Origin of the sequence: Desulfosarcina sp., from assembly GCF_046496365.1 — a bacterium.
Lineage (GTDB): Bacteria > Desulfobacterota > Desulfobacteria > Desulfobacterales > Desulfosarcinaceae > Desulfosarcina.
On the sequence record NZ_JAWOHB010000060.1, the window covers coordinates 1 to 24,302 of the forward strand.

Annotated in this window: 27 protein-coding genes; 19 read left to right on the forward strand and 8 right to left on the reverse strand. The window is 58.9% G+C overall.

Annotated elements, in window-relative coordinates; genetic code table 11:
• From rbr to R6V78_RS05075, 18 genes are all read left to right on the forward strand, one after another.
• Nucleotides 1-500: rubrerythrin (rbr, locus tag R6V78_RS04990; RefSeq protein WP_410288234.1), on the forward strand; the 500-nt coding region annotated here is incomplete at its 5' end.
• Nucleotides 501-551: 51 nt separating this feature from the next.
• Nucleotides 552-926, forward strand: a complete 375-nt coding sequence (locus R6V78_RS04995) for a desulfoferrodoxin (protein ID WP_410288235.1) — start codon at nucleotides 552-554, stop codon at nucleotides 924-926.
• A 168-nt stretch (nucleotides 927-1,094) separates the two neighbouring features.
• Nucleotides 1,095-1,250, forward strand: coding sequence for a rubredoxin-like domain-containing protein (locus R6V78_RS05000; protein WP_410288236.1), 156 nt, complete (start codon nucleotides 1,095-1,097; stop codon nucleotides 1,248-1,250).
• 18 nt (nucleotides 1,251-1,268) lie between these two features.
• Nucleotides 1,269-1,703, forward strand: a complete 435-nt coding sequence (locus tag R6V78_RS05005; protein WP_410288237.1) for a flavodoxin domain-containing protein — start codon at nucleotides 1,269-1,271, stop codon at nucleotides 1,701-1,703.
• 59 nt (nucleotides 1,704-1,762) lie between these two features.
• Complete coding sequence (locus tag R6V78_RS05010) at nucleotides 1,763-1,948, forward strand: hypothetical protein (RefSeq protein ID WP_410288238.1); 186 nt, start codon at nucleotides 1,763-1,765, stop codon at nucleotides 1,946-1,948.
• Between the two features lie 223 nt (nucleotides 1,949-2,171).
• Nucleotides 2,172-3,488 (forward strand): cytochrome ubiquinol oxidase subunit I, encoded by a 1,317-nt coding sequence (locus tag R6V78_RS05015; protein WP_410288239.1) that lies wholly within the window; start codon nucleotides 2,172-2,174, stop codon nucleotides 3,486-3,488.
• A gap of 65 nt (nucleotides 3,489-3,553) precedes the next feature.
• Nucleotides 3,554-4,582 (forward strand): cytochrome d ubiquinol oxidase subunit II, encoded by a 1,029-nt coding sequence (cydB, locus tag R6V78_RS05020; RefSeq protein ID WP_410288240.1) that lies wholly within the window; start codon nucleotides 3,554-3,556, stop codon nucleotides 4,580-4,582.
• 222 nt (nucleotides 4,583-4,804) lie between these two features.
• Nucleotides 4,805-5,149 (forward strand): cytochrome c3 family protein, encoded by a 345-nt coding sequence (locus R6V78_RS05025; RefSeq protein ID WP_410288241.1) that lies wholly within the window; start codon nucleotides 4,805-4,807, stop codon nucleotides 5,147-5,149.
• Nucleotides 5,150-5,164: 15 nt separating this feature from the next.
• A complete protein-coding gene (locus tag R6V78_RS05030) occupies nucleotides 5,165-6,139 on the forward strand; it encodes an NAD(P)H-dependent oxidoreductase (protein WP_410288242.1) in 975 nt (324 codons plus the stop codon).
• Nucleotides 6,140-6,167: 28 nt separating this feature from the next.
• Nucleotides 6,168-6,347, forward strand: coding sequence for a rubredoxin (locus R6V78_RS05035; RefSeq protein WP_410288243.1), 180 nt, complete (start codon nucleotides 6,168-6,170; stop codon nucleotides 6,345-6,347).
• A gap of 164 nt (nucleotides 6,348-6,511) precedes the next feature.
• Entirely contained in the window at nucleotides 6,512-6,673 is a 162-nt protein-coding gene (rd, locus tag R6V78_RS05040) for a rubredoxin (protein ID WP_410288244.1), read from the forward strand.
• 212 nt (nucleotides 6,674-6,885) lie between these two features.
• Nucleotides 6,886-8,073, forward strand: coding sequence for an FprA family A-type flavoprotein (locus R6V78_RS05045; RefSeq protein ID WP_410288245.1), 1,188 nt, complete (start codon nucleotides 6,886-6,888; stop codon nucleotides 8,071-8,073).
• Between the two features lie 90 nt (nucleotides 8,074-8,163).
• Nucleotides 8,164-8,355: a ferredoxin gene (locus tag R6V78_RS05050; protein ID WP_410288246.1), complete on the forward strand. Its 192-nt coding sequence runs from the start codon at nucleotides 8,164-8,166 to the stop codon at nucleotides 8,353-8,355.
• 31 nt (nucleotides 8,356-8,386) lie between these two features.
• The gene (locus tag R6V78_RS05055) at nucleotides 8,387-8,734 is read left to right on the forward strand and encodes a cytoplasmic protein (protein WP_410288247.1); all 348 of its coding nucleotides are present in this window, start codon (nucleotides 8,387-8,389) and stop codon (nucleotides 8,732-8,734) included.
• A gap of 11 nt (nucleotides 8,735-8,745) precedes the next feature.
• Nucleotides 8,746-9,435, forward strand: a complete 690-nt coding sequence (locus tag R6V78_RS05060; protein ID WP_410288248.1) for a DVU0298 family protein — start codon at nucleotides 8,746-8,748, stop codon at nucleotides 9,433-9,435.
• A gap of 155 nt (nucleotides 9,436-9,590) precedes the next feature.
• Nucleotides 9,591-11,057, forward strand: a complete 1,467-nt coding sequence (locus R6V78_RS05065; RefSeq protein WP_410288249.1) for a TolC family protein — start codon at nucleotides 9,591-9,593, stop codon at nucleotides 11,055-11,057.
• Nucleotides 11,058-11,061: 4 nt separating this feature from the next.
• Nucleotides 11,062-12,207, forward strand: a complete 1,146-nt coding sequence (locus tag R6V78_RS05070) for an efflux RND transporter periplasmic adaptor subunit (protein ID WP_410288250.1) — start codon at nucleotides 11,062-11,064, stop codon at nucleotides 12,205-12,207.
• Entirely contained in the window at nucleotides 12,200-15,430 is a 3,231-nt protein-coding gene (locus R6V78_RS05075; RefSeq protein ID WP_410288251.1) for an efflux RND transporter permease subunit, read from the forward strand. The genes R6V78_RS05070 and R6V78_RS05075 overlap by 8 nt, the downstream gene beginning before the upstream one ends.
• A gap of 172 nt (nucleotides 15,431-15,602) precedes the next feature.
• Here R6V78_RS05075 and R6V78_RS05080 read toward each other — a convergent pair whose 3' ends face one another.
• The 3 genes from R6V78_RS05080 to R6V78_RS05090 all read right to left on the reverse strand — a co-directional run bounded on the left by R6V78_RS05080 (nucleotide 15,603) and on the right by R6V78_RS05090 (nucleotide 18,624).
• Nucleotides 15,603-16,349: a spermidine synthase gene (locus tag R6V78_RS05080; RefSeq protein WP_410288252.1), complete on the reverse strand. Its 747-nt coding sequence runs from the start codon at nucleotides 16,347-16,349 to the stop codon at nucleotides 15,603-15,605.
• Nucleotides 16,350-16,455: 106 nt separating this feature from the next.
• Nucleotides 16,456-17,733, reverse strand: a complete 1,278-nt coding sequence (locus R6V78_RS05085) for a peptidoglycan -binding protein (protein ID WP_410288253.1) — start codon at nucleotides 17,731-17,733, stop codon at nucleotides 16,456-16,458.
• Between the two features lie 3 nt (nucleotides 17,734-17,736).
• Entirely contained in the window at nucleotides 17,737-18,624 is an 888-nt protein-coding gene (locus R6V78_RS05090) for a biopolymer transporter ExbB (RefSeq protein ID WP_410288254.1), read from the reverse strand.
• A 314-nt stretch (nucleotides 18,625-18,938) separates the two neighbouring features.
• Between R6V78_RS05090 and R6V78_RS05095 the strand changes: the two genes are divergently transcribed.
• Nucleotides 18,939-19,286 (forward strand): hypothetical protein, encoded by a 348-nt coding sequence (locus R6V78_RS05095; RefSeq protein WP_410288255.1) that lies wholly within the window; start codon nucleotides 18,939-18,941, stop codon nucleotides 19,284-19,286.
• A gap of 173 nt (nucleotides 19,287-19,459) precedes the next feature.
• Here the strand turns inward: R6V78_RS05095 and R6V78_RS05100 are convergent, their stop codons facing one another.
• Genes R6V78_RS05100 through R6V78_RS05120 form a run of 5 tightly spaced genes read right to left on the reverse strand, consistent with a single transcriptional unit; the run spans nucleotide 19,460 to nucleotide 24,290 of the window.
• Entirely contained in the window at nucleotides 19,460-20,221 is a 762-nt protein-coding gene (locus R6V78_RS05100; RefSeq protein WP_410288256.1) for a lactate utilization protein C, read from the reverse strand.
• A gap of 8 nt (nucleotides 20,222-20,229) precedes the next feature.
• Nucleotides 20,230-21,666 (reverse strand): LutB/LldF family L-lactate oxidation iron-sulfur protein, encoded by a 1,437-nt coding sequence (locus tag R6V78_RS05105; protein WP_410288257.1) that lies wholly within the window; start codon nucleotides 21,664-21,666, stop codon nucleotides 20,230-20,232.
• A 2-nt stretch (nucleotides 21,667-21,668) separates the two neighbouring features.
• A complete protein-coding gene (locus tag R6V78_RS05110; protein WP_410288258.1) occupies nucleotides 21,669-22,418 on the reverse strand; it encodes a (Fe-S)-binding protein in 750 nt (249 codons plus the stop codon).
• 40 nt (nucleotides 22,419-22,458) lie between these two features.
• On the reverse strand, nucleotides 22,459-23,766 hold the full coding sequence (locus R6V78_RS05115) for a TRAP transporter large permease subunit (protein WP_410288259.1): 1,308 nt from the start codon (nucleotides 23,764-23,766) through the stop codon (nucleotides 22,459-22,461).
• The gene (locus tag R6V78_RS05120; protein WP_410288260.1) at nucleotides 23,763-24,290 is read right to left on the reverse strand and encodes a TRAP transporter small permease subunit; all 528 of its coding nucleotides are present in this window, start codon (nucleotides 24,288-24,290) and stop codon (nucleotides 23,763-23,765) included. The genes R6V78_RS05115 and R6V78_RS05120 overlap by 4 nt, the downstream gene beginning before the upstream one ends.
• Nucleotides 24,291-24,302 lie beyond the last annotated feature (12 nt).

A 24,302-nucleotide genomic window follows, 5' to 3' on the forward strand; every position in this document is an offset into this window, starting at 1 on the left:
GCTATACCTATTTCACCAAGCAGGCCAAAAACGAGGGCTTCGTTCAGATTGCCGACATTTTTGAAGAGACCGCCAACCAGGAGAAGGAGCATGCCAAACGGCTGTTCAAACTGCTGGAAGGGGGTGAGGTTGAGATTACCGGCGCATTCCCCGCCGGCGTGGTCGGCAGCACCGTCGCAAACCTCCAGGAAGCGGCCGGCGGCGAAAATTATGAGTGGACCACCATGTATCCCGGTTTTGCCGAGGTCGCCCGGAAAGAGGGCCTGGATCACGTGGCATTCATTTTCGAGGCCATCGCCGTGGCTGAAAAGCAGCACGAAAAACGCTACCTGGACCTTAAAGCCAACATTGAAGCCGGGCGGGTATTCAAAAGAGAGCAACGTGTCACCTGGCGCTGCCGCAACTGCGGCTACCTTTTTGAAGGCACCGAGCCCCCCGAGATGTGCCCGGCCTGCGCGCACCCCCAAGCCCATTTTGAAATTCTGGGTGAGAACTGGTAGTCGGCATTACCCCACCATCAACCGTTTTTTCAGGATAAAGGAGAAAAAAAAATGGCGAAAAGATCCGAGGTTTACAAGTGCGATCTGTGTGGCAACATCGTCCAGGTGCTGGTTGGCGGCGACGGAGAGCTGGTCTGTTGCGGGCAGCCCATGAAAAAGCTGGCCGAAAACACCGTTGACGCGGCCAAGGAGAAGCACGTGCCGGTCATCGAAAAGATGGACGGCGGATACAAGGTCAAAGTGGGCAGTGTCGCCCACCCCATGGAGGAGAAACACTGGATTCAGTGGATCGAGCTGGTTGCCGACGGCAAATCCTACTTCCAGTTTCTCGATCCGGGCAAGCGGCCCGAAGCCGTGTTCAAGATCGATGCGGCATCGGTTTCCGCCAGAGAATACTGCAACCTTCACGGGCTGTGGAAAGCATAAGCCTGGGGGCATTAGAATTCCGGTGACGGCGGTCATTCACTCGACCAGCGCCTCCGGATAGCCGAAACCCCGTCCCGTCCACCCGGCTGGGACTGCATGTGACCGGTGTTTCCAAGCAGTAGTTAACGCAAAGCGGTTGCATGCTCAACATCCACAAGGAGGCGCCCCATGAGTAGCTGGAAATGCGGAAACTGCGGCTATGAGTTCGAGGCGGATGCACCGCCTGATACATGTCCATCGTGCAAGGAGAAGTGCGAATTTCTGGACAACACCTGTTATACGCCCGACTGCCAGTACGAGGGCAAGGATCCCCGAATCAAATAGAACCAGAAGGAGCAGGAAATGGCCAAGACATTGATCGTATATGCCACTCGTACAGGTGAAACCGAAAAAATCGGCAATCTTATCGCCGAAGGGATTCGCTTCTCCGGCCATGAAGCCGAGGTTGTCAACGTGACCACCATCAAAAAAGAGGACGATCTGAGAGGATATGATGCCGTCGTTTTCGGCTCTCCCACCTACCACGGAGAGATGGTTCAAGGGATGAAGACCCTGCTGTTCATGGCTGAAAAGGCCGTCCTTGAGGGCAAGGTCGGCGGCGCCTTCGGCTCCTTTGGATGGAGCGGCGAAGCCCCGGACCGCATTTTTGAAACCATGAAAAACATCTTCAAAATGAACATGGTGAGCATCCCCTTGCGGCTCAAGTCGGCCAATCTGGGCGGCGGCATGAAAATGGCCCAAGACTACGGCCGGGAGATCGCTGAAAAACTCGCCTGACAATGGGCGCCCGTCGTGCCGAAACCAAACAACCCTACCGATCTGAAAAGGAGACCATTATGTCAACCCCCCAACATTGTCCAGGTTACGAGACCTTCAAAAATTTGAAGTCGTTTGTCTGCAAGTGCCCCGAATGCGGCGAAAGCAAAGAGATTTTCTCCGACGAGTTCAACAAGGATCACGTCTGTGCAAAGTGTGGTGAGCCCATCGATTTTTCCCAGTGCACCCTGGATGGCGGCGCATAGCCTTTCGCCACGCGCCGCTGACTGCCCGGTATCGCCGCGGCTCCTGCGACCAGGAGCGGTGGCGCCGCACCTGAATCGCGGGAAGCTGCCTGACGTAAATTGCGCCACCAGAAAACACACATCCACCACGAAGCTGTCTCATTTGAGACAGCTTCGCGTAGACCGGTTCAGGGCGGCCGGGACAGTGAGTCGGCTGCCGGTATCTGTTCAAGGAGGAATCTGTATGGATGTTGTCCTGTTATCCCGGCTTCAGTTCGCCGCTGCCACCATGTTTCATTTCCTCTTCGTCCCCCTGACATTAGGCCTCTCCGTGCTGGTGGCCTATATGGAAACCCAATATGTGCGTACCGGGGACGAAACCTATCTGCGCATGACCAAATTCTGGGGCAAGCTCTTTTTGATCAACTTCGCTTTAGGGGTGGTAACCGGGATCACACTGGAGTTTCAGTTCGGCACCAACTGGTCGCGCTACTCCGCCTATGTGGGAGACATCTTCGGATCCCTGCTGGCCATTGAGGCATCGGTGGCGTTCTTTCTGGAGTCCACCTTTATCGGCATCTGGATTTTCGGTTGGGAGAAGCTGTCCAAAAAGGCCCATGCCACTGTCATGTGGCTGGTGGCCGGGGCCGGCAACCTATCAGCGGTCTGGATTCTTTTGGCCAACGGATGGATGCAGCACCCCGTGGGCTTCACCATCCGCAACGGCCGGGCGGAACTGACCGACTTTCTGGCTGTGATCACCAATAAATTCGGTCTACTGCAGATTGCCCACACCATCCCCTCCGCCTTTGTTCTGGCCGCTTTCTTCATGATGGGTATCAGCGCCTGGCACCTGCTGAAAAAACAGCACATCGATTTCTTCACCCGTTCCTTCAATATCGGTCTGGTGGTGGGGCTGGCGGCATCCATCGTGGTGGCCATCACCGGTGACATGCACGCTGTACACGTCACCCAAACCCAGCCGGCCAAGCTGGCGGCCATGGAATCGCACTGGGAGACCCAGACGCAAGCCCCCATCGTCATGTTTGCGATTCCAGACCAGGCAAACGAACGCAACCGGGTCGAAATCGGTCGAATCCCTGGTGTCCTCAGTCTTTTGGGGCACCACGACGTCAATGCAGCGGTAACCGGGCTCAAGGATATTCCCAGGGATGAACGCCCACCGGTTCTACCGACGTTTATCTCATTTCGAATAATGGTAGCCCTGGGGACCCTTTTTCTCCTGCTCACCGTCATTGGTTTGTTTTTAAAAAACCGCCTGCTTGAATCCCGGTGGTACCTGTGGGTCATGCTCCTTTCGATTCCGCTGCCCTACCTGGCCATTGAAATGGGATGGGTGCTGGCCGAAGTGGGCCGCCAGCCCTGGATCGTCTATGGTCTGTTGAAAACCACCGATTCCGTCTCTCCGGTGGCGGCCTCCCAGGTAATGACCAGTCTGGTGGGTTTTATTCTGGTTTACGGTTTGCTGGGAATCGCCGGTTTTTACCTGATCGCCGATTTCGCTAGAAAAGGCCCGAAACCGGCGGCGGAAAACGCATAATCGATCCATTGCGCAACGCCGAATGTGCAACCATTTTTAGATCTAGACGAAACACGAGGGTGTAAATGCTATTACAATCCGTATGGTTTTTTCTCTGGGGCCTGCTCTGGGCGGTATTCTTCATGACGGACGGTTTTGATCTGGGCATCGGCTCGCTGTATCCCTTCCTGGGCAAATCGGAACGCGACAAACACATGATGATCCACGCCATGGGGCCGCTGTGGGACGGCAACGAGGTATGGCTGATCACTGCTGGAGGCGTAACCTTCGCTGCTTTTCCGCTGGTCTATGCGGTGATGTTCTCATCCCTGTACTCTGCCCTGATGCTGATTCTCTTCGCCCTGATCCTGCGCGGGGTCTCCTTTGAATTCCGCAACAAGGTGGATAGTCCGGCATGGAAAAAGGTGTGGGACACCAGCATTTTTATCGGCAGTTTTCTGCCGGCGTTTTTGTTCGGTGTAGCCTTTGCAAATATATTCAAAGGGATACCAATCGACCAGCATGGAATCTACCTGGGTAATCTGTTGACCCTGCTCAATCCCTACGGCCTTTTGGGCGGCGTACTCTTCGTGTGCCTCTTCTTAGTCCATGGCGCCCTTTGGCTCACCGTCCGTGCCGACGGCGAGCTGGCCCAGCGGGCCGAGCGCCTGGTCGGCAAGCTGTGGCCGGTGTTAACCGGCGTAGCGGTCGTTTTTCTGGTGGCGTCGTACATCTTCACCCCGCTATACAACAACTATCTGGCGAACCCGGTCCTCTTCCTGGTGCCGGCCATCTCGGTGGCCGCCATCATCGGCATCAAGTACTTTCTGATGCAAAAAACCTTTTTCAAGGCTTGGCTCGCTTCGGCCGCCACGATCGTCTCCTGTACCTTTTTCGGCGTTATCGGTCTGTTTCCCAATCTGTTTCCTTCCAGTATCGATTCCGCCTACAGCCTGTCGGCTTATAACGCCTCGTCCAGCCCATTGACCCTGAAAATAATGCTCATCGTCGTATTGCTTTTCGTCCCCGTGGTCCTGGCTTACCAGATCTGGGCATACAAATTGTTCAGCGTCAAGGTGACCGACGATGACCTGGCCCACGAGGAAATGTACTGATTGCCAACCATGCAGCCACTGTACCGACCGGGCGGCCTGTGCTGTGGATGCGACGGATGATTGAAGATTCCCCGCGGCAAGCCGCGGGGAATCTTCACCGTAAGGACCGTAAGGATGAGAATCGATTTCCCGTTCGCTCGCTAACCCCGCCGCAAGCAGCGGGGCATGCACTCACTATCGCGGTTCATAATTAAAAACCAATCGCCGGGAACGGAGTTCTGCATGAGCTGCAACACAGTTGGCGTCGCCCTGGCCACGTTGGCCCTTGGTGTCTGTGTGACCCTGGCTGCTGCCGTCAGCCAGGGGCCGAGCCATATCGACATTTTCGGTGGTCAATCGGGCAAGGTGCCATTTCCCCACATCCAGCATCAGGAGCGTCTCAAGGACTGCAATGTCTGCCACAGTGTCTTTCCCCAGGCAACCGATGCCATTAAAAAGATGAAGGAGCAGGGTGCGCTGAAACCCAAAAAAGTCATGAATGTCCAGTGCATCAAGTGCCACAGGGAGGAAAAGCAGGCCGGCAAGCCCCATGGACCGGTGACCTGTTCAACCTGCCATGCCAAATAAAGGCCATTTAAAACCATGTTGATCTTAGGACTTCAAGGCAGTCCCCGTAAGGGCGGCAATACCGACCACCTGCTGGGCGCCTTTCTGGACAAGGCCGCCCAGGCGGGTGCTGCCGTCAAGACCATCCAGGTGGCCCGGGCCGGTATCGTCCCGTGTAAGGGCTGCGGGTACTGTGAAACCCATGGCACCTGTGTCATCGCCGACGATCCCATGTCAGCTGAGGTATACGGCCTGCTGCGGGAAGCGGATCTGGTGGTTGCCGCCACGCCGGTATTCTTTTACGGCATCACCGCCCAGCTCAAAGTCCTTATCGACCGCTGCCAGACCCTGTGGTCGCGAAAATATGTGTATAAATTGAAGGATCCGCTGGCGGCCACCCGCAACGGCCTGCTGCTAAGTGTCGCGGCTTCCCGGGGGCGTCAATTGTTCGACGGCATCCACTTGACCGCAAAATACTTTTTTGATGCCATCGATGCCCGCTTCAGCCATGCCCTCGTCTATCGGGGCGTTGAATCCAAGGGCGCCATCCGCAAGCAGGACGGTCTGGCCGCTGACCTTGACGAGGCCATCCAAAAAACCGTGCTGCCGCTGGTCAGACGCAAGCAAGTGCTTTTCGTCTCACCAACTGGCGCCTGCCGAGCGCCCATGGCGGCGGTCATGGCCCAGCAGCGTTTCGGAACCCGAATCCGCACTGGTTCCGGGGGATGGTCTCCGGCAACCGCCCTGCACGATCCCATGGTCCGGGCCATGCAGCGCGTGGGTGTGGACATGGGCTTTCGCAGGCCAGCAACCATTGAAAGGGCGCTAGCAGGCGCTGCACCCGACCTGACCATCGTCATCGGCCAGCATGCTGCTGAAACGGCGGTTCCCGGTGTAAAAACGGTGCGATGGTCTCTTCCTGAACCGGCTGCGTCGGATGATGAAACCATGGACCGGCTGCGCATGGAGATGGAAGGCCGCGTCGAAAAGTTAATGCAGTCGTTTGAATGACCTTAAACAGAAAGTAAAGGAGCACATAATGGCCGAACCCCACGAGATGTATCAATGCCAGACCCCAAGCTGCGGATATATCTACAACCCCGACAAGGGCGACCGCAAGGGCAAGATTCCCAAGGGTACATCATTTGCCGACCTTCCGGACGACTGGAAGTGCCCCATCTGCGGTGCGGGGAAAAAGATGTTCAAGCCCCTGGGATAACCGGCAACCATCGCCGGACGGCAATTTCGATTAGACACGGCAAGGCCCTTCATGGTATTGAGAATCACGGTTTGGCAGCATGGTGCGGACCCGATCGGAGTTTTCAGGGCATACTGCCCCTGGCGGTACATTTACCCATAACGCACAACATTACGGAGGTATCAATGGACAGGTATGTTTGTACACTCTGCGGCTATGTTTACGATCCTGAGGCGGGCGATCCCGACAATGGCGTGGCTCCCGGAACCAAATGGGAAGATGTACCCGGAGACTGGGAATGCCCGGTCTGTGGCGCGGGTAAAGACGATTTCGAAAAAGAAGCGTAGTCCTTTTCATCCGGACGCAATTTTTCTTTTTCACCCACTGGCAGCGGATGCCCTTTTTCTGCAGACGGGAAAAGGGCATTTCGATGTTTGGCCGTCGACACAAAACCAGAATAACCGGCTGATGGGGCCCTGCATAACCGGCCTTATCAACCAGCAAAGCCCCGCATTGACGCCCAGCAAGGGCGGGCGATGACGGCAACAGGAAGACCAACATGAAACCGACCAAAATTGCAGATGGCATCTATGATGTCGGCGTCATCGACTGGAATATCAGAGATTTCCACGGCTATTCCACCGACCGTGGAACCAGCTACAACGCCTTTCTGGTAATTGACGAAAAGGTGGCCCTCATCGACACGGTAAAGGCGCCCTTTGCCGACCAACTGATCGGCAATATTTCCCAGATCATCGATCCCAGGAAAATCGATGTGGTTGTCAGCAACCACACCGAGATGGACCACTCAGGCTCCCTGCCGCACATCATGCACCGGATCGGGGAAGAAAAACCGCTTTACTGCTCCAAATTGGGGGCTCAGAATCTGGTCAGTCATTTTTCCAACAACTGGAACTACCACCCCGTAAAAGAAGGTGAGGACCTCCGGCTGGGAGCGCGAACCCTGACTTTCATGGAAACCCGCATGATCCACTGGCCGGACAGCATGTTCACCTACCTGAAGGAGGATCATATCCTTTTTTCAAGCGACGGGTTCGGTCAGCACTATGCCGGCTTCGACAAATTCGACGATCAGGCCGGTGCCGATCTCATGGTGCAGGCTAAAAAATACTTTGCCAACATCCTTTTGCTCTATGCACCCCGCATCCTGAACCTGATCGAAAAAGTAGTTGCCTCAGGCATCCGCATCGACATGATCTGTCCGGATCACGGCGTGATCTGGCGCAAGGATCCGGGAAGGATTATAGACGCTTACCTGCGATGGAGCCGACAGGAAACGGAGAAGAAAGCGGTGGTGATCTATGATACCATGTGGAAAAGCACCGAGACCATGGCCAACGCCATTGCCGAGGGCATTTCATCCACCGGCGTCAACGTCAAACCAATTCACATCCGCAGTTCTCACCGCAGTGACATCATGACCGATGTACTCGATGCGGCCGCCGTGGTGGTGGGCTCACCCACCTTGAACAACCAGATGTTTCCCACCGTGGCCGATGTTCTGATTTACATGAAAGGGCTCAAACCAGCCAACAAGATCGGCGGCGCCTTTGGATCCTATGGTTGGAGCGGCGAGGCCGTAAAACTGGTTGCGGAAGAACTGGAGGCCATGAAATTTAAAATGGTCGCACCGGGACCCAGGCTGCAATACGTACCCGACGATGCGGGCAAGGCCGCCTGCATCGAATACGGCAGGCAGATCGGAGAGGCCGTAAACGCCGGGTAAGCGCCAACGGACCCTTTGAAGAGGCTCACTTAAAGGCTGTGGACCAAAAGCGGCATTCGTCCCGATGCTTCCACAGCCCGGGATCAACCCATGAGAGTACCCGTAGTCGATATCAGCACCTGCACACGATGCATGGGCTGCGTGGCTGTCTGTCCGGAAGTGTTTCGCGAAAACGATGCCGGATACATCGAAGTCATTGAACTGACGGTCTATCCGGAAGCATCGGTCGACGAAGCCATCAAGTACTGCCCTGAAGATTGTATCAGCTGGGAAGAACAGTAGCAGTCATTGCTCAACATGAGGAAGGAGACACATGCAAAAAACAGCTCTTTTCGTTTTCAATGGCGATCCGGCCTGTTTCATCCACGTCCTGCTTAACGGATTGGACATGCAGGAAAAAGGCATGCAGGCCCAAATCATCGTCGAAGGGGCAGCCACCGCCCTGCTGCCCAGTCTGGCCGATACGGGCAATCCGCTTCACAAGCTCTGGCAAAAAGCTAAAACCTTAGGCATCGTGGATGGTGTCTGCAAAGGATGCGCCCACAAAATGGGCACCCTGGAGGAGGCAGCCAATCAGGGCCTGACACTGCTGGACGATATGTCCGGCCACCCCGCCATGTCCCGATATATTGAAGCGGGGTTTGCGGTCATCTCTTTTTAAGGGTTGGGATCATGGGCAACCGTCAACGCAGGGCCCTGATCGGGCAGCTGCTCGCCCAGGATGACTTTCCCGGCGCCCTGGAAACCATCCGGCGGATGCCCGGCCGCCAGGCGGTTAATCCCCTGTTCTCTTTCTTCTATTCGGGAGACGAGCAGATCCGCTGGCGCGCCGTCACCGCCATGGGAATCGTGGTCGGTCATATGGCCGACAGCACCATGGAGTCGGCAAGGGTGGTGATGCGGCGCCTCATGTGGAACCTCAACGACGAGTCCGGTGGCATCGGCTGGGGATCGCCTGAAGCAATCGGTGAGATAACTGCCGGTCATCCTGCTCTGGCCGACGAATTTGCCTCTATTCTGATCTCCTATATCAATCCCGGGGGCAACTTTCTGGAACATGAACTGCTTCAGCGGGGATCCTTGTGGGGTGTTGGGCGGCTGGCCCACGCCCGCCCACGGCTGGCCAAACCGGCGGCAGCCTGTCTGCCTGCATTTTTTAATTCCCCCGACCCCTACCTTCGTGGAACCGCAATTTGGGCGGCCGGCCCCATACTGAACGCCAGGATACGACTTTTGGTAAAGGCCAGCCTGTCCGACAGCGCTCCCCTTGGCCTTTACCGGCAGATGCAGATAACGAAGACCACCGTTGGAGAACTGGCCAGCGAGGCGCTGGCCGAACCGGATTTGGCCCATGGCCGGTGAACCTGAGCCCTGGGCGTGAACAGGGTTGATCCGACTGTTGCGGCCGGGGCGCTTGTGTGCCCGACGCCGTTCGATCAGCTGTAACCGGCCGTTGGAATGGGGCTCTAAACGAAAAACGGCGCAACGAACATCTCACCATTGAGAAGGAGGAGGGAATGCCCAAGGCCCCAATTTCGCTAATGCCGGCCTTCACCCTGATGGTAGCCGCCACGGTTATCGGATGTGCATCCAAGGATGCCTATCGCTACGAGACTATCCAAACGCAGTACGCCGATCTAGCCTTCAACCTGGACCCATCCCAGTCAGCCGGCACCCCCCCGGCCACCTGTGTCGTCAATAGCAGCCTGACCTTGCAGGATGTGCTATGCATCGCCAAGACGAATAATCCGGATCTGCGCATGGCCCTGGCCCGCATCGAACGGGCCCGGGCCATGCTGGAAAAATCAGCCGCTCCCTTCTATCCCCAGGTCAATGTCACCACCGAATACCTGCAGGGTGACGCCCCGTCGGCCTACCTGTTCAAATCCATCGACCAGCGCAAACTGCCGCCAGGCACCGATTTCAATGATCCGGGGTGGTTCGAGGATTTCGAAAGCGGAATCAGCGCAGACATCAATTTGTTCAACGGCGGCAGAGACAGCCTCAACCGGGAGATGGCCAAAACCGGCTTGACCATTTCTCAACTGGAACGGGACGGCATCGAAAACCAGGTCATGGCGGCGGCCATCGGCGCCTATTACGATATCCTCGCCGCCGCCAACTTCACCACCGTTGCTGAAGAGTCGGTTGCATCCACCCTTTCCCAGCTGCGCATCATGGACGTCCGGTTCCAGTCGGGCGGGGCCCTCAAGACCGACCTGCTCTCGCTTCAGGTGCGTGTAGCCGAAACCCAGGAAATTCTTCTCCAGAGTCGCAACCGGCAGCGACTGGCCAAAGCCGCCCTGGCGGAAATTCTGGGGGTCGCGCCTGATATTCCCTTCGGCATTGTCGATGCACAGGCCCATGCCCTGGCTGTTCCCGATGACCCCATTGCAGCCCTGAACTACGCCCTGGCCCATCGACCCGAACTGGCCAGCGTGCGTGAAAAAGTGAGCCAGTCGAAGATGGCTTTAGATGCCTCCCGTGCCGGTTACCTCCCCCAGGTGGATTTCATGACCCGCTACTATGTCAACGACCCCGAAATGAAGTACAGCACCGACAGGGACAACTGGATCGCCGGCCTCTACCTTAACTGGAAGATATTCGATGGATTCGCCACCCGAAGCGAGCGGGCCGAAGCCCTGGCCCGGCTGCAGGAGACCCTGGCCGCCGACCGCAAGACCCTGCTGGCGGTCAAGTTCGATGTCAAGAAAGCCTACCTCAATCTCGACGAAGCCCAGGAACGGCTGAAGGTAGCCACGGCCAATGTCCACACCGCGGGGGAAACCTATGGGCTGGTCAAGCGCCAGTTCGAGGGCGGATCGGCGGATATCACCCGCTACCTGGAAGCCGAACTGGCTTACAACCGGGCCCGGATGCGTGAAACCACCGCTTACTCCGATCGCGAAAAAGCCCGTGCCCAGATCGCCCGGGCCATCGGCTACTGGACCGGCAGCCACGCAACCGGTATCAAGGAGGGCTAACCGAATGCAGAGAAAATCACGACTTTTGGGCCTGCGAACCGGCCTGTGCCTCGCCGCCACCTGGATGCTGCTCGGCGGATGCGACAAGATTGAACCCGGCGCATTCAGCGCCGTTGAGAAGGCGCCTTTCACCCCCGCCCAAACAGCCGTCGCACAGGTGCAGGAAATCGATCAGTGGTACGAAGCCGTGGGCACGGTCCGTCCCAAAACCGAAACCCGCATCGAAGCCCGGGTGACCGGCCAGGTGCTGGACGTGCGGGTCAGCCCCGGGGATCCGGTATCCAAAGGCGCGCTGCTGGTCACCCTGGACAACCGCCAGATGACCTCCCGGCTGGACCAGGCCAGACAGGCCTTGAAGACCGCCGAAGCCGGCCGTGAACAGGCACGGCATGCGCTGGATGCCGCCCGGGCGGGTTTCAAACAGGCCCAGGCCAACTACAACCGCATCAAAACCTATGTGGAATCCCAGGCGGCCACGGCCCAGGACCTGGAAATGGCCGAATCCAATTTCCGGCAGGCCCAAGCCGGCGTCCAGCAGGCCGAAGAGGGACTGGCCGGAGCCGAGGCCGGCATCCTGCAGGCCCGGGCGGTGGTCAATGAGAGCGCCATCTCCATCGAGTACACCCGCATCCTGGCCCCCGAGGACGGCGTGGTGCTCCAACGCTTTGTGGAACCCGGCGACCTGGCCCTTCCCGGCAAACCCATAGTCGCCCTGCGCACCACCGGGGCCCTGCGCATGGAGGCTTATGTCCGCGAAGGATTGATCACCCGCGTGGCACCGGGAGCCTCCCTGACCGTGCACATCGAGACGTTGGACCGGCTGGTCGCCGCAACCGTGGAGGAAATTGTCCCCTATGCGGATCCCGACTCACGCACCTTTCTGGTGAAAGCGGCCATGCCGGTCGTGGAAGGCCTCTACCCGGGCATGTTCGCCAAACTGCGCATCCCTGTGGGCCGGCAGCGCATCGTCACGATACCCTGGTCCGCCGTGCGCCGCGTGGGTCAGTTGGAACTGGTCCACGTGCAGGCCGGCGACGGCTGGCAGACCCGCCATGTGAAGAGCGGTGTGCGCCTGGAGGATGCCGTGGAGATCCTCTCCGGACTGGACGGTACGGAAACCATCGGCTGGGAGGTGACGGACAATGGCTGATCAACCGTCGGCGCCCCGGGGGTTCCTCACTGCGATGGTTCACCGTTTCCTCACCTCGCAGCTTTCCATCATTCTGATCATCTTCTCCCTCTGCCTGGGTGTGGCCGCCATCCTGGTGACCCCCAGGGAAGAGGATCCGCAGATCGTGGTGCCCCTGGTCGACATCTATGTCAGCGCGCCGGGGGCCAGCGCCGAGGAGGTCGAAAAGCTGGTGGCCACACCGCTGGAACGGCTGCTCTGGCAGATCGACGGCGTGGAGCACGTCTACTCCATGTCCAGCCAGGACATGGCCGTGGTGACCGTGCGTTTCTATGTGGGCGAAGATCGCGAAAACTCCATCCTGAAGGTCCACAACCGCATCGCCATGAGCCAGGACACCGCGCCGCCCATCGTGCGCGGATGGGTGATCAAACCCGTCGAGATCGACGATGTGCCCATCGTCAACCTGACCTTCTTTTCGGACCGCTATGACGACCATGAACTGCGCCGCATGGGCGAAGAGATCCTGGCGCGACTCTCGGCGGTCAAGGACATCTCACGCACCCAGATCGTCGGCGGCCGGAGCCGGGAAATCCGCGTGGAGCTGTTGCCCGATCGGATGGTCGGCCTGGGCGTCTCCCTGGCCGACGTGCGCCAGGCCCTGACCGGTGCCGATGCATCCGTGACCGCCGGGACCCTTTCACGGGCCAACCGGAGCATTCCCGTCACCGCCAATGCATTTCTGACCTCTGCCGGCGAAGTCGGCGGCCTGGTGGTGGGCGTTCACGCCAGCCGTCCGGTCTACCTGCGCGACGTCGCCACAGTGATCGACGGCCCCCAAGAGGCCGACACCTATTCACGGATCGGCTATTCCCACTATTTCAGGGAGGCCAACCAATTGACCGGGACACCGCTGGACTACCCGGCGGTGACCCTGGCCCTGGCCAAGAAAAAGGGCACCAACGCGGTGAGCGTGGCCGACAACATCCTCAAGGAACTCGACACCCTCAAAAAGGAGATCATCCCTGCGCACGTGCGCGTGGAGGTCACCCGCAATACCGGGGCAACCGCCCAGCAGAAGGTCAACGAACTGCTGGCCTCGCTGGCCTTTGCGATTGTCACCGTCGTGATTTTACTGGCCTTCTTCCTGGGATGGCGCGAAGCCCTGGTGGTGGCCCTGGCCGTCCCCCTCAGTTTCTCTTTGGCCCTGTTCGTCAACTATCTCTTCGGCTACACCATCAACCGGGTGACCCTTTTCGCCCTGATCCTCTCGCTGGGCCTGGTCGTGGACGATCCCATCACCAATGTCGATAACATCCAGCGCCACATGTTTAGCGGCATAAGGGGCCCCATCGACAGCGTGCTGTTCGCCGTCAACGAGGTGCTGCCGCCGGTGATCATGTCCACCATCGCCATCATCCTCTCGTTTACGCCGCTGTTTTTCATCACCGGCATGATGGGCCCCTATATGGCCCCCATGGCATCCACCGTGCCCATGACGGTGATCTTTTCCACCCTGTGCGCCCTGACTGTCGTCCCCTGGATGACCTACCTACTGCTCAGGAACCATCCCGCCGCTGCCCAGGCCGGCAGCAGCGATCCGGCGCCGGCGGCCAGCAATCTCATCCACCGCATCTATCGGGCCGTGGTCGCGCCCTTCCTGGTTTCCCGCGCCCGGCGCTATGCGCTGCTGGCGGCCATCATCATCCTGCTGATCATTCCCGTGGCCCTGGCCGTCTTTCGCCTGGTGCCGCTCAAGATGCTGCCCTTCGACAACAAGAACGAATTCCAGATCGTCGTGGACATGCCTGAAGGCACCACCCTGGAGGCCACCGATGCCGTGGTCCGGCAGTTCGAGGATTACCTGCGCACGGTGCCCGAGGTGACCCATTTCGTGACCTACACGGGCGATGCCTCGCCCATCGACTTCAACGGCCTGGTCCGCCACTATTACCTGAGAAAGGGACCCCACCTGGCCGACATCCGGGTCAACCTGGCCGACAAAGGCCGGCGGGCGCAGCAGAGCCACGCCATCGTGCTCAGATTGAGAAAGGATCTGGAGGAAATCGCCGCCAGAAACCGGGCCGCTGTCAAACTGGTGGAAACGCCTCCCGGTCCGCCGGTGCTTTCAACCCTGGTTGCCGAAATCTACGGCGATAAAAATGTCTCCTACCGGCAGTTGATCAGCGGCGCCGCCCACGTCAAAACCATCATGGCGGCTGAACCGTTCGTCACGGACATCGACGACTCGACGGAAGTGGACAGGGAGAAAATCGATTTTGTGGTGGACAAGGAAAAAGCCGCCCTGCACGGCGTCTCCACCCAGCAGATCATCCAGTCCCTGCGCATCGCCCTTTCCGGCGACAAACCGGCTACGGTGCACCTGCCCCTGGAACGCCAGTCGCTGATGATCAACACCATCCTGCCCCGCCAGGAGCGTTCCGGCGAGGTGCAGCTGAGCCAGATCCCCGTGAAAAGTGCCACCGGGGCCATGATCCCCTTGGCCGAACTGGTTACCCCGGTGCGCATCGCCCACGCGCAGCCTATTTACCACAAGAACCTGGAGCGGGTGGTTTTCGTCACCGGCGAGATGGCCGGCCGGGCCCCCGGCGAAGCCGTGCTGGATATGATGCAACAGCTCAAGTCCGATCCCCTTCCCGCGGGCACCCGGGTCGAGTGGGCCGGCGAGGGCGAGTGGGGCATTACCCTGCGGGTCTTCCGCGACATGGGGATCGCTTTTGCCGCCGCCCTGACCGGCATCTACATCCTGCTGGTCGTGCAGACCGGCTCTTTTTTCTTGCCGCTTTTAATCATGATGGCCATTCCCCTGACCCTCATCGGCGCCATGCCCGGCTTCTGGCTGCTCAACCTGATCACGGGCAAGACCGTCGGAGGCTATGCCGATCCTGTTTTTTTCACGGCCACGGGCATGATCGGCATGATCGCCCTGGGCGGCATCGTCATCCGCAACGCCATCGTATTGATCGAGTTCATCCAGGACGCTCTCAAACAGGGTATGCCCTTTGACGAGGCGATCCTGCAAAGCGGCGCCATCCGCATGCGGCCGATCCTGCTAACCGCCGCCACCACAGCCCTGGGAGCCTGGCCCATCACCTTGGACCCCATTTTCTCCGGGCTGGCCTGGACCCTGATCTTCGGTCTGCTGGCCTCCACGGTCTTCACCCTGCTGGTGGTTCCGGTGACCTACTATGCCCTGTACCAAAAAAAACACGCCGGGGTTTGAGGATTGAGGATTGGGGGATGAATTCAGGAGAAGAGGAGTCAGGAGTCAGGAGAGCGGAAGTCAGCGGCGCAGCTGAGTCTTTGACCGTTTTTTTTCTGGACCGCTCCAGACAAGTCCATGCCCGCAAGGGCATGGTTTTACCGGTTTCCATTGGACGTTGAGCGTTGGACGTTCATTTTTTTCTTAGCCCCTTGACCCCTTTTCCGGACCTTGAGCCGTTTACCTTTCCGCCCGGCACTTTCCGGCCCAGGTAGACCACGTGGCCGGACGCGCCCCGTCCCGAGCGGTGATGGGTGGACGCAAAACCTGCCTCTGCCAGGCGCTTGGCAAAGCCGGCGTCGTAGTCTTCGCCCCAGACGGCGAAGACCCCGCCCGGCTTTAAGGCCTCGTGCGTTTTATTGATGGCAATACTTCCGTAAAGCGGATCATCACGCTTGTGGCTGCGCACGTAGGGGCCGGTATACAGGTCAAGGATCACCGCATCCAATTTCTCAACGGATGGGTCCCGCGCATAAAGACGAATCAATTGGGCAACGTCGCAGATTTTTACTTCGACCCGTGCGTCTGCCACGGCGTGGTTGGTAAGCGCCGCCAGCGGCCCCCGGCACCACGCCAGCACCACCGGATTCAATTCGGCCACCACGACCCGGCCGCTGGCAGGCAGGTTGTCGAGTACCGCCTTGAGGGTAAAGCCCATGCCCAGTCCCCCGACGAGCACCAGCGGACCGGCCGCCTCCCTGAGGTGTTCGCAGGCCAGTCGACCCAGCGCCACCTCGGACCGATTGGCCATGCTGTTCATCAGCACGCGGCCACCCAGGGTGATCAGAAAATCGTGCTCCCCGCGCCTGCGCAGTTCAAGGAAGCCCTCATTGGTGGAAACACGGTCAATGGTTTGCCAGGGCTGCGTCATAGCCGCCATCATCTTTCCGCAGGGCTCATCCCTTTTCTGCATTCAGCTTGAAGCTGTTTTGCTGACACCGGTACGATGGCTGTTATATTAAAATCCATGCTGAAAATAAAGCCCGTCAGCGGGCGGTCAATTTGATCTCAATCCGCCGGTTTTTACGGTAGGCCTCCGGGGTATCGGCCGGATCAAGGGGATGGAATTTGCTGAAACCGGCAGCGGCCATATGCGTCTCGGGGATCCCCTGGCTGGAGAGAAAGCGAACCACAGAGACGGCACGGGCGGTGGACAACTCCCAGTTGGAGGGAAATCTCCCCGAGGTGACCGGTACGCGGTCGGTGTGACCGTCGATCCTCAGGATCCAGTTGATCTCCGGCGGAATCTTGTCGGCCAGTTCTTTCAGGGCGGCTGCCAGTTGGGTGAGGTGGTGGATGCCTGTATGGCCCAGCTCTGCCGAACCGGTGGAGAACAGCAATTCGGCCTGAAAAACAAACCGGTCGCCCTCGATGCGGATAAGGGGGTTATCGCCCAGCACCACTCTCAGTCGGCCGAAAAATTCCGAGCGATAAGCTTCCAGGTCATTGATCCGCCGTGCCAAGGCGATATTCAGTCGTTTTCCAAGGTCCTTGATTTCATTATCTTTGATCGCACTTTTTCCTTCTGCAAGGTCCAGGGCCCGGCTGACCTGCTCCAGACGGGCCCTGAGAACGGTGATACTCTGGTTCAATTGAGCGATCTGGGCGCGGGCGCTGGCCGACAGGCGACGCTCCTCTGCAAGGGCATGCTCTTGATCTTCGATCAATGCGGAAAGTGCCTGGATGCGAATCTCCCGGTCTTGGATGGATTTCTGGGCCAGCAGGGTGCGCTCGTGTGCATCGGCCATACCGGCCTCGAGGGCTTTTGAACGGTCCCGCAGCATCCCGATCTCCGTCTGACCGGACTGCAGTGCAGCCGTCAGGCCCCCGATTCGCTCCTCGAGCTGCTGGCGCATCTGCCGCAGCGCGTTGATGTCTTCCTGCAGGCTGCCAATCAGCAGCAGGTGTTGCTCGATTTGCGCCTGATCATGCTGCGCACCGGCCGTCAACGCCAGGACTGTATCGTCCAGGGTCGCGTTGGTGTCGGTAAGCGTGCCAACCGTAGCGGACAGTTCGGTGATCGTGGCCGCCAGTTCCCTGTTGCGCCGATCTTCGAGTCCCAACTGGGTCGTCAATTGGTTGACTTTGCGCTGCAGGACTGCCAGCTCGCTCTCTTGTCCGGAAAGGACCTGGCTCAACAGGAACTGTGCGATGGAGAATATCAGCACCAGAAAAATGACCACCATGAGAAGTGCGCTGAGCGCATCCACATATCCGGGCCATACATTGAATTCACGCTGGGAACGTCTGGCGATGGCGGACATGGTTCAGGCGCTCATGGCCGCGGCAGGCCGCTTGTCGGATGCAGACGCGGCGGATGGCCTAGCGGACAACACTTGCGCGACAATACGGTTGTTTTCGCGCAGTTCGCGCGTCATCAGAATCAGCTGGTCTTTGATATCGTAAGATCCCAAAGGCGCCGGCAACGCCTCAAAGCCTGTTGTCTGGCCTTCTGCCTTGTCGATCAGATGGGTTACCTCGGTCAACCACTCCTCCAGTTCATTGAAAAAGCGGTTTTGGGCGTGCCCCGCCTGGAGATCGATAAACCCCAGAACCAGCGACCCGCCAAGACCGAACAGGGATGAACTGAAAGCCGTGCCCATGCCTCTCAAGGGGCCCTGGAGGCCGGTTTTGAGATTCTCGAACACCGCTGCAAAATCGTGACTGGCCACTTCCATTCCCTCAATGACACGCCACACCGAAGAGATCGTTCCCAAAAGCCCCCAGAACGTTCCCAGAAGGCCCAGGAAAACCAGCAGTCCGATCATATACCGTGAGACTTCGCGGGATTCTTCCAGACGTCCACGAATTCCGTCCAAAACGGTGCGCATGGAAAAGGCCGACAGGGAGAAGCGGTCGCGTTTGAGTCCCTCCAACTGCTTGGCCAGGGGCTTCATCAGGCGGGTGGGCGCGGCAACCGAGATCCCGATATTCCCCGTACGGAACATCTTTATCCAACGCAACTCGGGTTCCAGCGCAAAGACCTGACGGATGTTGAGGGTTATACCGATAACCAGCGCTGCCATGATCAGCAGGTTGAATCCCCAATTGGCCATGAAGGCCATTTTCAGAGGCACAACCATCAGCAGGCAGACAACGGCGACAATCGCCAGATAGAGGGTCATCCAAAAAAGTTGGTGGCGTGGATGGTTCATCAGACTCCCTTAATGGTGTATGATCCTTCTTCGGACGGACCTGTTCGTCTTGACCATGGGAACGCCCGTTCAATTCAACACTATCAAATAGCGTGCCACTTCTGAATGACATTATATCCTGAACTATATCAAATCATTGTGTTAAATGCGGGTTCAAAACCGACAAGTGCTTGACAACTGTCGTCAAAAAGCGGTCATTTTTTAGCGGGAACCGATCTAAGATTTCCACCTAAATATTTCAGCGTAAATGCCGATGTATCCGACAAGCACCAAACAAAAAGAATCGATTGGTCGAAAAACCGGAACTGATGAAAATGACCCTTAAAAACAAATTCTTAGTTATCGCTGCCCTGATTTTGGCCGCGCTGCCGGCTTTTGCCAACCAAGCGGCGGTGATCCCCGCCTATGCGCTCGTATCGGCATTTCAGTCGTCGATGCAGGAGTACCAAACGTTGATGCGCAGCCAGAACCGGGTCGCAGCAAGGCAGCTGCTTAATTCCGAAAAAATCTTTCTTGCACCCAGAGATGTCAGGGTCGAAATTGTAACCGTTGACGCGTGCATCGCCAAGGTGAGATTGCGTCGGTTGAATGAAAACGCCGAGCCGGTCACGCTCTATTTCTGGACGCTGACCGAACAGTTGAAAATGCTGCCGCAGGAATAACCCCGACCCACACCCCCTGTGCGACCCTGAAAAGCCCGCCGGCCAGGGAAAACGAAGTTAGAAATCACGCCGAAGGCAAGGCGCAATTCGATAAGAAAACGGAAAGAGGGTCAATCCATGGTGAAACCCCAATGCAGGTATTGGTTTCCAAGGGTGGGTCGTGCAAAGCGACGCTAAGTGACAACCAAAAGGTGCATCTCCCGGGGGCCGTGGGCCCCGTGCACCATGACCAGCTCGATATCCGCCGTTTTGCTCGGGCCGCTGATCAAGGTCATGCAGCGGGTCAGGCCTTCCGACCGCAGCTCGGGATCGGCCCGGAACAGCGCATAGAGCTCGCCCAGATCCGCCAGGATCTGGGCGAGCCGGACAACCGCCACGTGAATCGAAGGCACCAGAGAAACGCTTCGGGCCTGACCCGGCCGGGTTCTCATGACCACCGTGGCGGTCTCGGCCAGGCAATAATCGGCCGAGGTCACCCCGATAAACGATTCCGCCACCTGGCGGCGGATGGTCGCCTTGCGCTTTTGCAGGGTATCGGCCCCGGCACCTTCCATATCGCTGAAATACACGGGAATGGACAGTCGATCCATTGCCGCAGGCAAGGCCAGTGCATCGATGAGCGGATGCCGCCAGGCACAGATTGCTTTTTGGGAGCCCCATTCCGGAAATTTTTCAGCGGCGATCTCGACGATCTTTCCCGCCGCCTCCCGGAGGTCGGCAACCGGTGCCACGTGAAGCTGCAGCGGCGCCGCCTGCGCGATCAGCCGGTCCAGCAGCGCGAGCCGCTCCTGTCGGCTGCGGCTCCCGGCAAGCCCGGGCATCGATCGGGTCGCCACCGGGGCGAACAGCTCCGCAAAGGACCGGCTGGTGACCCGATCCAGGCCCAGGGCGTGGCGCACGTTGCGAAGAAATCGGGTCTCATCGGCACTGGGCATGGCGAGTCCTACGCGTTCTCGTGTTGTTTTTTCCATCGGCGCACGAAACTTCTGGACGCCACGGGACGCAGGTTGCGAGCCCGGGTCCACCCCGCGGCCGGGGCTGGCAGCCACCGGACCATGCCTCGCTCAAGGGGCAGCAGCCGCTGGCCCAGATGCATCCCGGCCAAGGCAATTTCGTAGAGACGCCGGTCCCTGACCAGACGGGCCCATAAAGCGAACAAGGCCTTCTGGACCCGCCCCACCGGTTTCACCCGCCATCGGGAATCGCCCTCGGCCAGTTTGGCCCGAAGTTCCAGGAGCATTCTGGGAATGTTGATATCGACGGGACAGGCATCGCGGCAGGCACCGCAGAGGCTTTCGCCCAGGCACAGATCCTTGGCCCGGTTGATGCCGACCAGCAGCGGTGTGACGACCGCACCCACCGGACCCGAGTAGGGGTATCCGTAGGCATGACCCCCGATCTTTCCGTAAACGGGGCACACGTTGAGACAGGCGCCGCAGCGCACGCAGCAAAGCATCTCCCGAAATACCGGGTCCGCCAGAATCCGGCTGCGACCGTTGTCCAGAATGACCAGATGGAACGCTTCGGGGCCATCGGCGTGCGCGTCCAGCGCCGGACCGCCGACATAGGAGACGTATCCGGCGAGACTCTGCGCCGCGGCTCCCCGCGACAGCAGCCGGAACAGCACGTCGTGGTCCTCCAGACGGGCAACGATGCGCTCCATCCCCATGAAAGCGATGTGCACCCTGGGCAGCGTGGAAGCCATGCGGATGTTGCCCTCGTTGGACAAGGTCGTAATGTGCCCGGTTTCGGCGCAGGCCAGGTTGCAGCCGGAGATGCCCATGTCCGCGGCAAAGAATTTTTCCCTGAGCGCTTTTCGCGCCGCCTGGGTGAGTTGGGGCGGGTCGTCGGTATAGGCGATCCCCAGCCGCTCGGAAAAAAGCCGCCCGATCTCGACCCGGGTCTTGTGGATCGACGGAGCGATGATATGCGACGGATGCTCGCCTGCGAGTTGAATGATGAATTCTCCCAGGTCCGTTTCCGCCGCCTCGATCCCGGCGGCGGCCAGCGCCTCGTTGAGTCCGATCTCTTCGGTGACCATCGACTTGCCCTTGACGGCCAGCCGCACCCGGTGCGCCTTGGCAACCTTCAGGCAGTAGGCCACGGCTTCCCCGGCGTCCCGGGCGAAAAAGACCTGCCCCCCGTTTTGCCGGACCCGCTCGGAAAGCGCTTCGAGCAGCACGTCCAGATTCTCGATCGCGCGCCGGCGAATTTCGTGGCCCACCTGCCGCAGTGCGGGACCCTCGGGCAGATTGCGGTAGGAAGCGGCGGTGGCCGGTCCCAACCGGCTCTGAATGCCGGCCAGAGCCCGCTGGAGCACCGGATCGCGAAGGGCCTTGCGGCTCTCCCGCCGGTAGTGCTCGGTCTGGATGTGGGCCATGGCTATCCTTTCGCCTGGCTGGCAAGGATCCGGGCGATGTGCAATACCCGCAGCGGCAGGCCCCGCCGGTGAACGATACCCTCGATATTCATCAGACACCCCATATCGCACCCGGTCACCGTGTCGGCACCCGATGCGAGGATGTTCTCCACCTTCTGCTCGACCATGGCGGTTGAAATCTCCGGGTACTTCACTGAGAAGGTGCCCCCGAAACCACAGCAGCAGTCCGAATCTTTCATCTCCACCAGCGTCAACCCCCGGACCTGCTCGAGCAGTTTGCGGGGCTGATCTTTGACCCCCAGACCGCGCAGCAGATGGCAGGAATCATGGTAGGTCACCCGGCCGGCAAAACGGGACCCCAGATCGAGCCTGCCGATCACGTCCACCAGAAACTGGGTGAATTCGAAGGTGCGCCGCCCGATGCGTTCGGCCCGTTCGAGCCAGACAGGGTCGTCGCAAAAGAGTTCCCGATAGTGGTGCCGGACCATATCGACGCAGGAACCCGAAGGGCAGACCACTGTCTCGGCCCTTTCGAAAACCTCGACGAAGTGCCGGGCGGCAACCGCGGCATCCCGGCGATACCCCGTGTTGAAGGCTGCCTGACCGCAGCAGGTTTGATCGACCGGGCAAACGACCTTCAGGCCAATTTGCTCCAAGACCCGAACCATGCTTTCGGCCACCTCGGGATAAAGCGCATCGACAAGGCACTGCACGAACAGCGTGACGGTTCGACCGTTTGCATCAGTTACCATCGTGCGTCGCTCCTTGACTCCTTTGGATTACCGGGGATTTTTATTTCAGCATCAGGTTCGGCAGGTAGGTGATGATCTGCGGAAACAGGATGCATAGCGCAAGACCAATAATCTGCAGCCCCACGAACGGAATGACCCCGCGATAAATGTCCGTCGTTTTGATCTCAGGAGGGGTGATGCCCCTGAGGTAGAAGATTGAATAGGCGAACGGCGGGGTCAGAAACGAAATCTGCAGGTTGACCATAATCAGCAGGGCGAACCAGACCGGATCGAAGCCCAGCGACGCGCCGATGGGGGTGATCAGCGGCACCACGATGAACACGATTCCGATCCAGTCGATGAACATGCCCAGAAAAATCAGCAGGCCCATGATCGAAAAGAGGATGCCCCACTTGCTGAAAGGCAGATTCAGAAACAGGTCGCTGATCACGTCGTCTCCGCCCAGGGCCACGAACACGGTCGAAAAGAACGAGGCGGTCACGGCGATCATCAGGATCATGCTCGTAATCTGAAGCGTCTGCAGGCAGGCCTGTTTGATGGTTTCCAGCGTCAGCCGGCGATAGGCGGCTGCCAGGGCCATGCTGGCGATTACTCCCACGGCCGCCGCTTCGGTCACCGCGGCGATGCCAAAAAAAATGCTGCCCAGAACGGCAAAGATCAGCACGGCCGGTGGAACCACGGAGGTGACCAGCAGATACAACTTGTGCTTCAAGGGCACATCGCGCTCGGCTGGCGCCATGGGCGGGCCGTCCTGGGGGCGAATGTAGCAGCGAAGCGCCAGATAGAGGATGTAGAGCATGACCAGGAGCAAGCCCGGAAAGATCGCCCCGAGAAAGAGCTTGCCCACACTCAAGCCGGCAATCGGCCCATAGACGACGATCATGACGCTGGGAGGGATGAGAATTCCCAGGGTGCCGCCGGCACAGATGGTTCCGCAGGCCATCGATTTGTTGTAGCCTTTGGCAAGCATGGCCGGAAGGGCCATCAGGCCAATGGTGATTTCCGATGCACCCACCACGCCGGTTGCGGCCGCAAACAAGGCCGAAATCACGATGGTGGCAATGCCTAAACCGCCGCGAAGCCCACCGGCGAGCAGATAGAGCGAATTGAACAGGCGCTCGGCCATACCCGATTTTTCGATGAACACGCCCATGAAAAGAAACAGGGGCACAGCCAAAAGGGTGTAGTTTTTCATTACGCTTTCAAGCTGCAGAATGAAAAAGCCGAAAATATCCGGACCGACGAAGATCAGCCCGAAGATCATGGCCATGCCCCCGAGTACGAAGGCTGTCGGAAACCCGAAGAAGACACCGGCGATCAGGCCCACGAGCATGAGGAATATTATCACTTCGTAACCGATGGCCCACCTCCTTTCAGCACGCAGAGAAGCGCGCGGGTGAACTCGGCCGCCCCCTGCATCAGCAGCAGAAACACACCGATGGGCATCACGGTTTTGAAGGGATAGAGGATGGGCATCCAATAGCCCTGCATGGAACGCTCTCCGGTGATCCAGGAGAGGTGGACATAGGGAATCAGCGCGTAAAACAGTCCTCCCCACAGAGGGAAAAAAAGCAGCACATAAAAGATGCAGTCGATCAGCGCCTGGCCCCGAGGGGGAAACCGGCTGTAGAAAATATCGATCCGGACCTGACCCTTGCGCCGCAGGGTGAACGCCTCGCCGAGCAGGAAAAAGGACCCGCCGAGCATGTAGCTGATGTCGAAGACCCACTTGGTCGGTGCATTGAACAGGTAGCGCATCACGATCTCGTAGCCCAGCGCGGCCGTCAGGACAAGCACCAGCCAGGAGACCGCTTTGCCGGTCCATTCGCTGAAGACATCGACGGCATCTACCGCTTTTTCCAATCGCACCATGTCACTTCCCTC

What these genes read in the sequence shown, in the direction of transcription:
- R6V78_RS04995 (WP_410288235.1), top strand. Translation starts at nt 552, where the DNA reads ATGGCGAAAAGATCCGAGGTTTACAAGTGCGATCTGTGTGGCAACATC.
- R6V78_RS05000 (WP_410288236.1), top strand. Translation starts at nt 1,095, where the DNA reads ATGAGTAGCTGGAAATGCGGAAACTGCGGCTATGAGTTCGAGGCGGAT.
- R6V78_RS05005 (WP_410288237.1), top strand. Translation starts at nt 1,269, where the DNA reads ATGGCCAAGACATTGATCGTATATGCCACTCGTACAGGTGAAACCGAA.
- R6V78_RS05010 (WP_410288238.1), top strand. Translation starts at nt 1,763, where the DNA reads ATGTCAACCCCCCAACATTGTCCAGGTTACGAGACCTTCAAAAATTTG.
- R6V78_RS05015 (WP_410288239.1), top strand. Translation starts at nt 2,172, where the DNA reads ATGGATGTTGTCCTGTTATCCCGGCTTCAGTTCGCCGCTGCCACCATG.
- cydB (WP_410288240.1), top strand. Translation starts at nt 3,554, where the DNA reads ATGCTATTACAATCCGTATGGTTTTTTCTCTGGGGCCTGCTCTGGGCG.
- R6V78_RS05025 (WP_410288241.1), top strand. Translation starts at nt 4,805, where the DNA reads ATGAGCTGCAACACAGTTGGCGTCGCCCTGGCCACGTTGGCCCTTGGT.
- R6V78_RS05030 (WP_410288242.1), top strand. Translation starts at nt 5,165, where the DNA reads ATGTTGATCTTAGGACTTCAAGGCAGTCCCCGTAAGGGCGGCAATACC.
- R6V78_RS05035 (WP_410288243.1), top strand. Translation starts at nt 6,168, where the DNA reads ATGGCCGAACCCCACGAGATGTATCAATGCCAGACCCCAAGCTGCGGA.
- rd (WP_410288244.1), top strand. Translation starts at nt 6,512, where the DNA reads ATGGACAGGTATGTTTGTACACTCTGCGGCTATGTTTACGATCCTGAG.
- R6V78_RS05045 (WP_410288245.1), top strand. Translation starts at nt 6,886, where the DNA reads ATGAAACCGACCAAAATTGCAGATGGCATCTATGATGTCGGCGTCATC.
- R6V78_RS05050 (WP_410288246.1), top strand. Translation starts at nt 8,164, where the DNA reads ATGAGAGTACCCGTAGTCGATATCAGCACCTGCACACGATGCATGGGC.
- R6V78_RS05055 (WP_410288247.1), top strand. Translation starts at nt 8,387, where the DNA reads ATGCAAAAAACAGCTCTTTTCGTTTTCAATGGCGATCCGGCCTGTTTC.
- R6V78_RS05060 (WP_410288248.1), top strand. Translation starts at nt 8,746, where the DNA reads ATGGGCAACCGTCAACGCAGGGCCCTGATCGGGCAGCTGCTCGCCCAG.
- R6V78_RS05065 (WP_410288249.1), top strand. Translation starts at nt 9,591, where the DNA reads ATGCCCAAGGCCCCAATTTCGCTAATGCCGGCCTTCACCCTGATGGTA.
- R6V78_RS05070 (WP_410288250.1), top strand. Translation starts at nt 11,062, where the DNA reads ATGCAGAGAAAATCACGACTTTTGGGCCTGCGAACCGGCCTGTGCCTC.
- R6V78_RS05075 (WP_410288251.1), top strand. Translation starts at nt 12,200, where the DNA reads ATGGCTGATCAACCGTCGGCGCCCCGGGGGTTCCTCACTGCGATGGTT.
- R6V78_RS05080 (WP_410288252.1), bottom strand. Translation starts at nt 16,349, where the DNA reads ATGGCGGCTATGACGCAGCCCTGGCAAACCATTGACCGTGTTTCCACC.
- R6V78_RS05085 (WP_410288253.1), bottom strand. Translation starts at nt 17,733, where the DNA reads ATGTCCGCCATCGCCAGACGTTCCCAGCGTGAATTCAATGTATGGCCC.
- R6V78_RS05090 (WP_410288254.1), bottom strand. Translation starts at nt 18,624, where the DNA reads ATGAACCATCCACGCCACCAACTTTTTTGGATGACCCTCTATCTGGCG.
- R6V78_RS05095 (WP_410288255.1), top strand. Translation starts at nt 18,939, where the DNA reads ATGACCCTTAAAAACAAATTCTTAGTTATCGCTGCCCTGATTTTGGCC.
- R6V78_RS05100 (WP_410288256.1), bottom strand. Translation starts at nt 20,221, where the DNA reads ATGCCCAGTGCCGATGAGACCCGATTTCTTCGCAACGTGCGCCACGCC.
- R6V78_RS05105 (WP_410288257.1), bottom strand. Translation starts at nt 21,666, where the DNA reads ATGGCCCACATCCAGACCGAGCACTACCGGCGGGAGAGCCGCAAGGCC.
- R6V78_RS05110 (WP_410288258.1), bottom strand. Translation starts at nt 22,418, where the DNA reads ATGGTAACTGATGCAAACGGTCGAACCGTCACGCTGTTCGTGCAGTGC.
- R6V78_RS05120 (WP_410288260.1), bottom strand. Translation starts at nt 24,290, where the DNA reads ATGGTGCGATTGGAAAAAGCGGTAGATGCCGTCGATGTCTTCAGCGAA.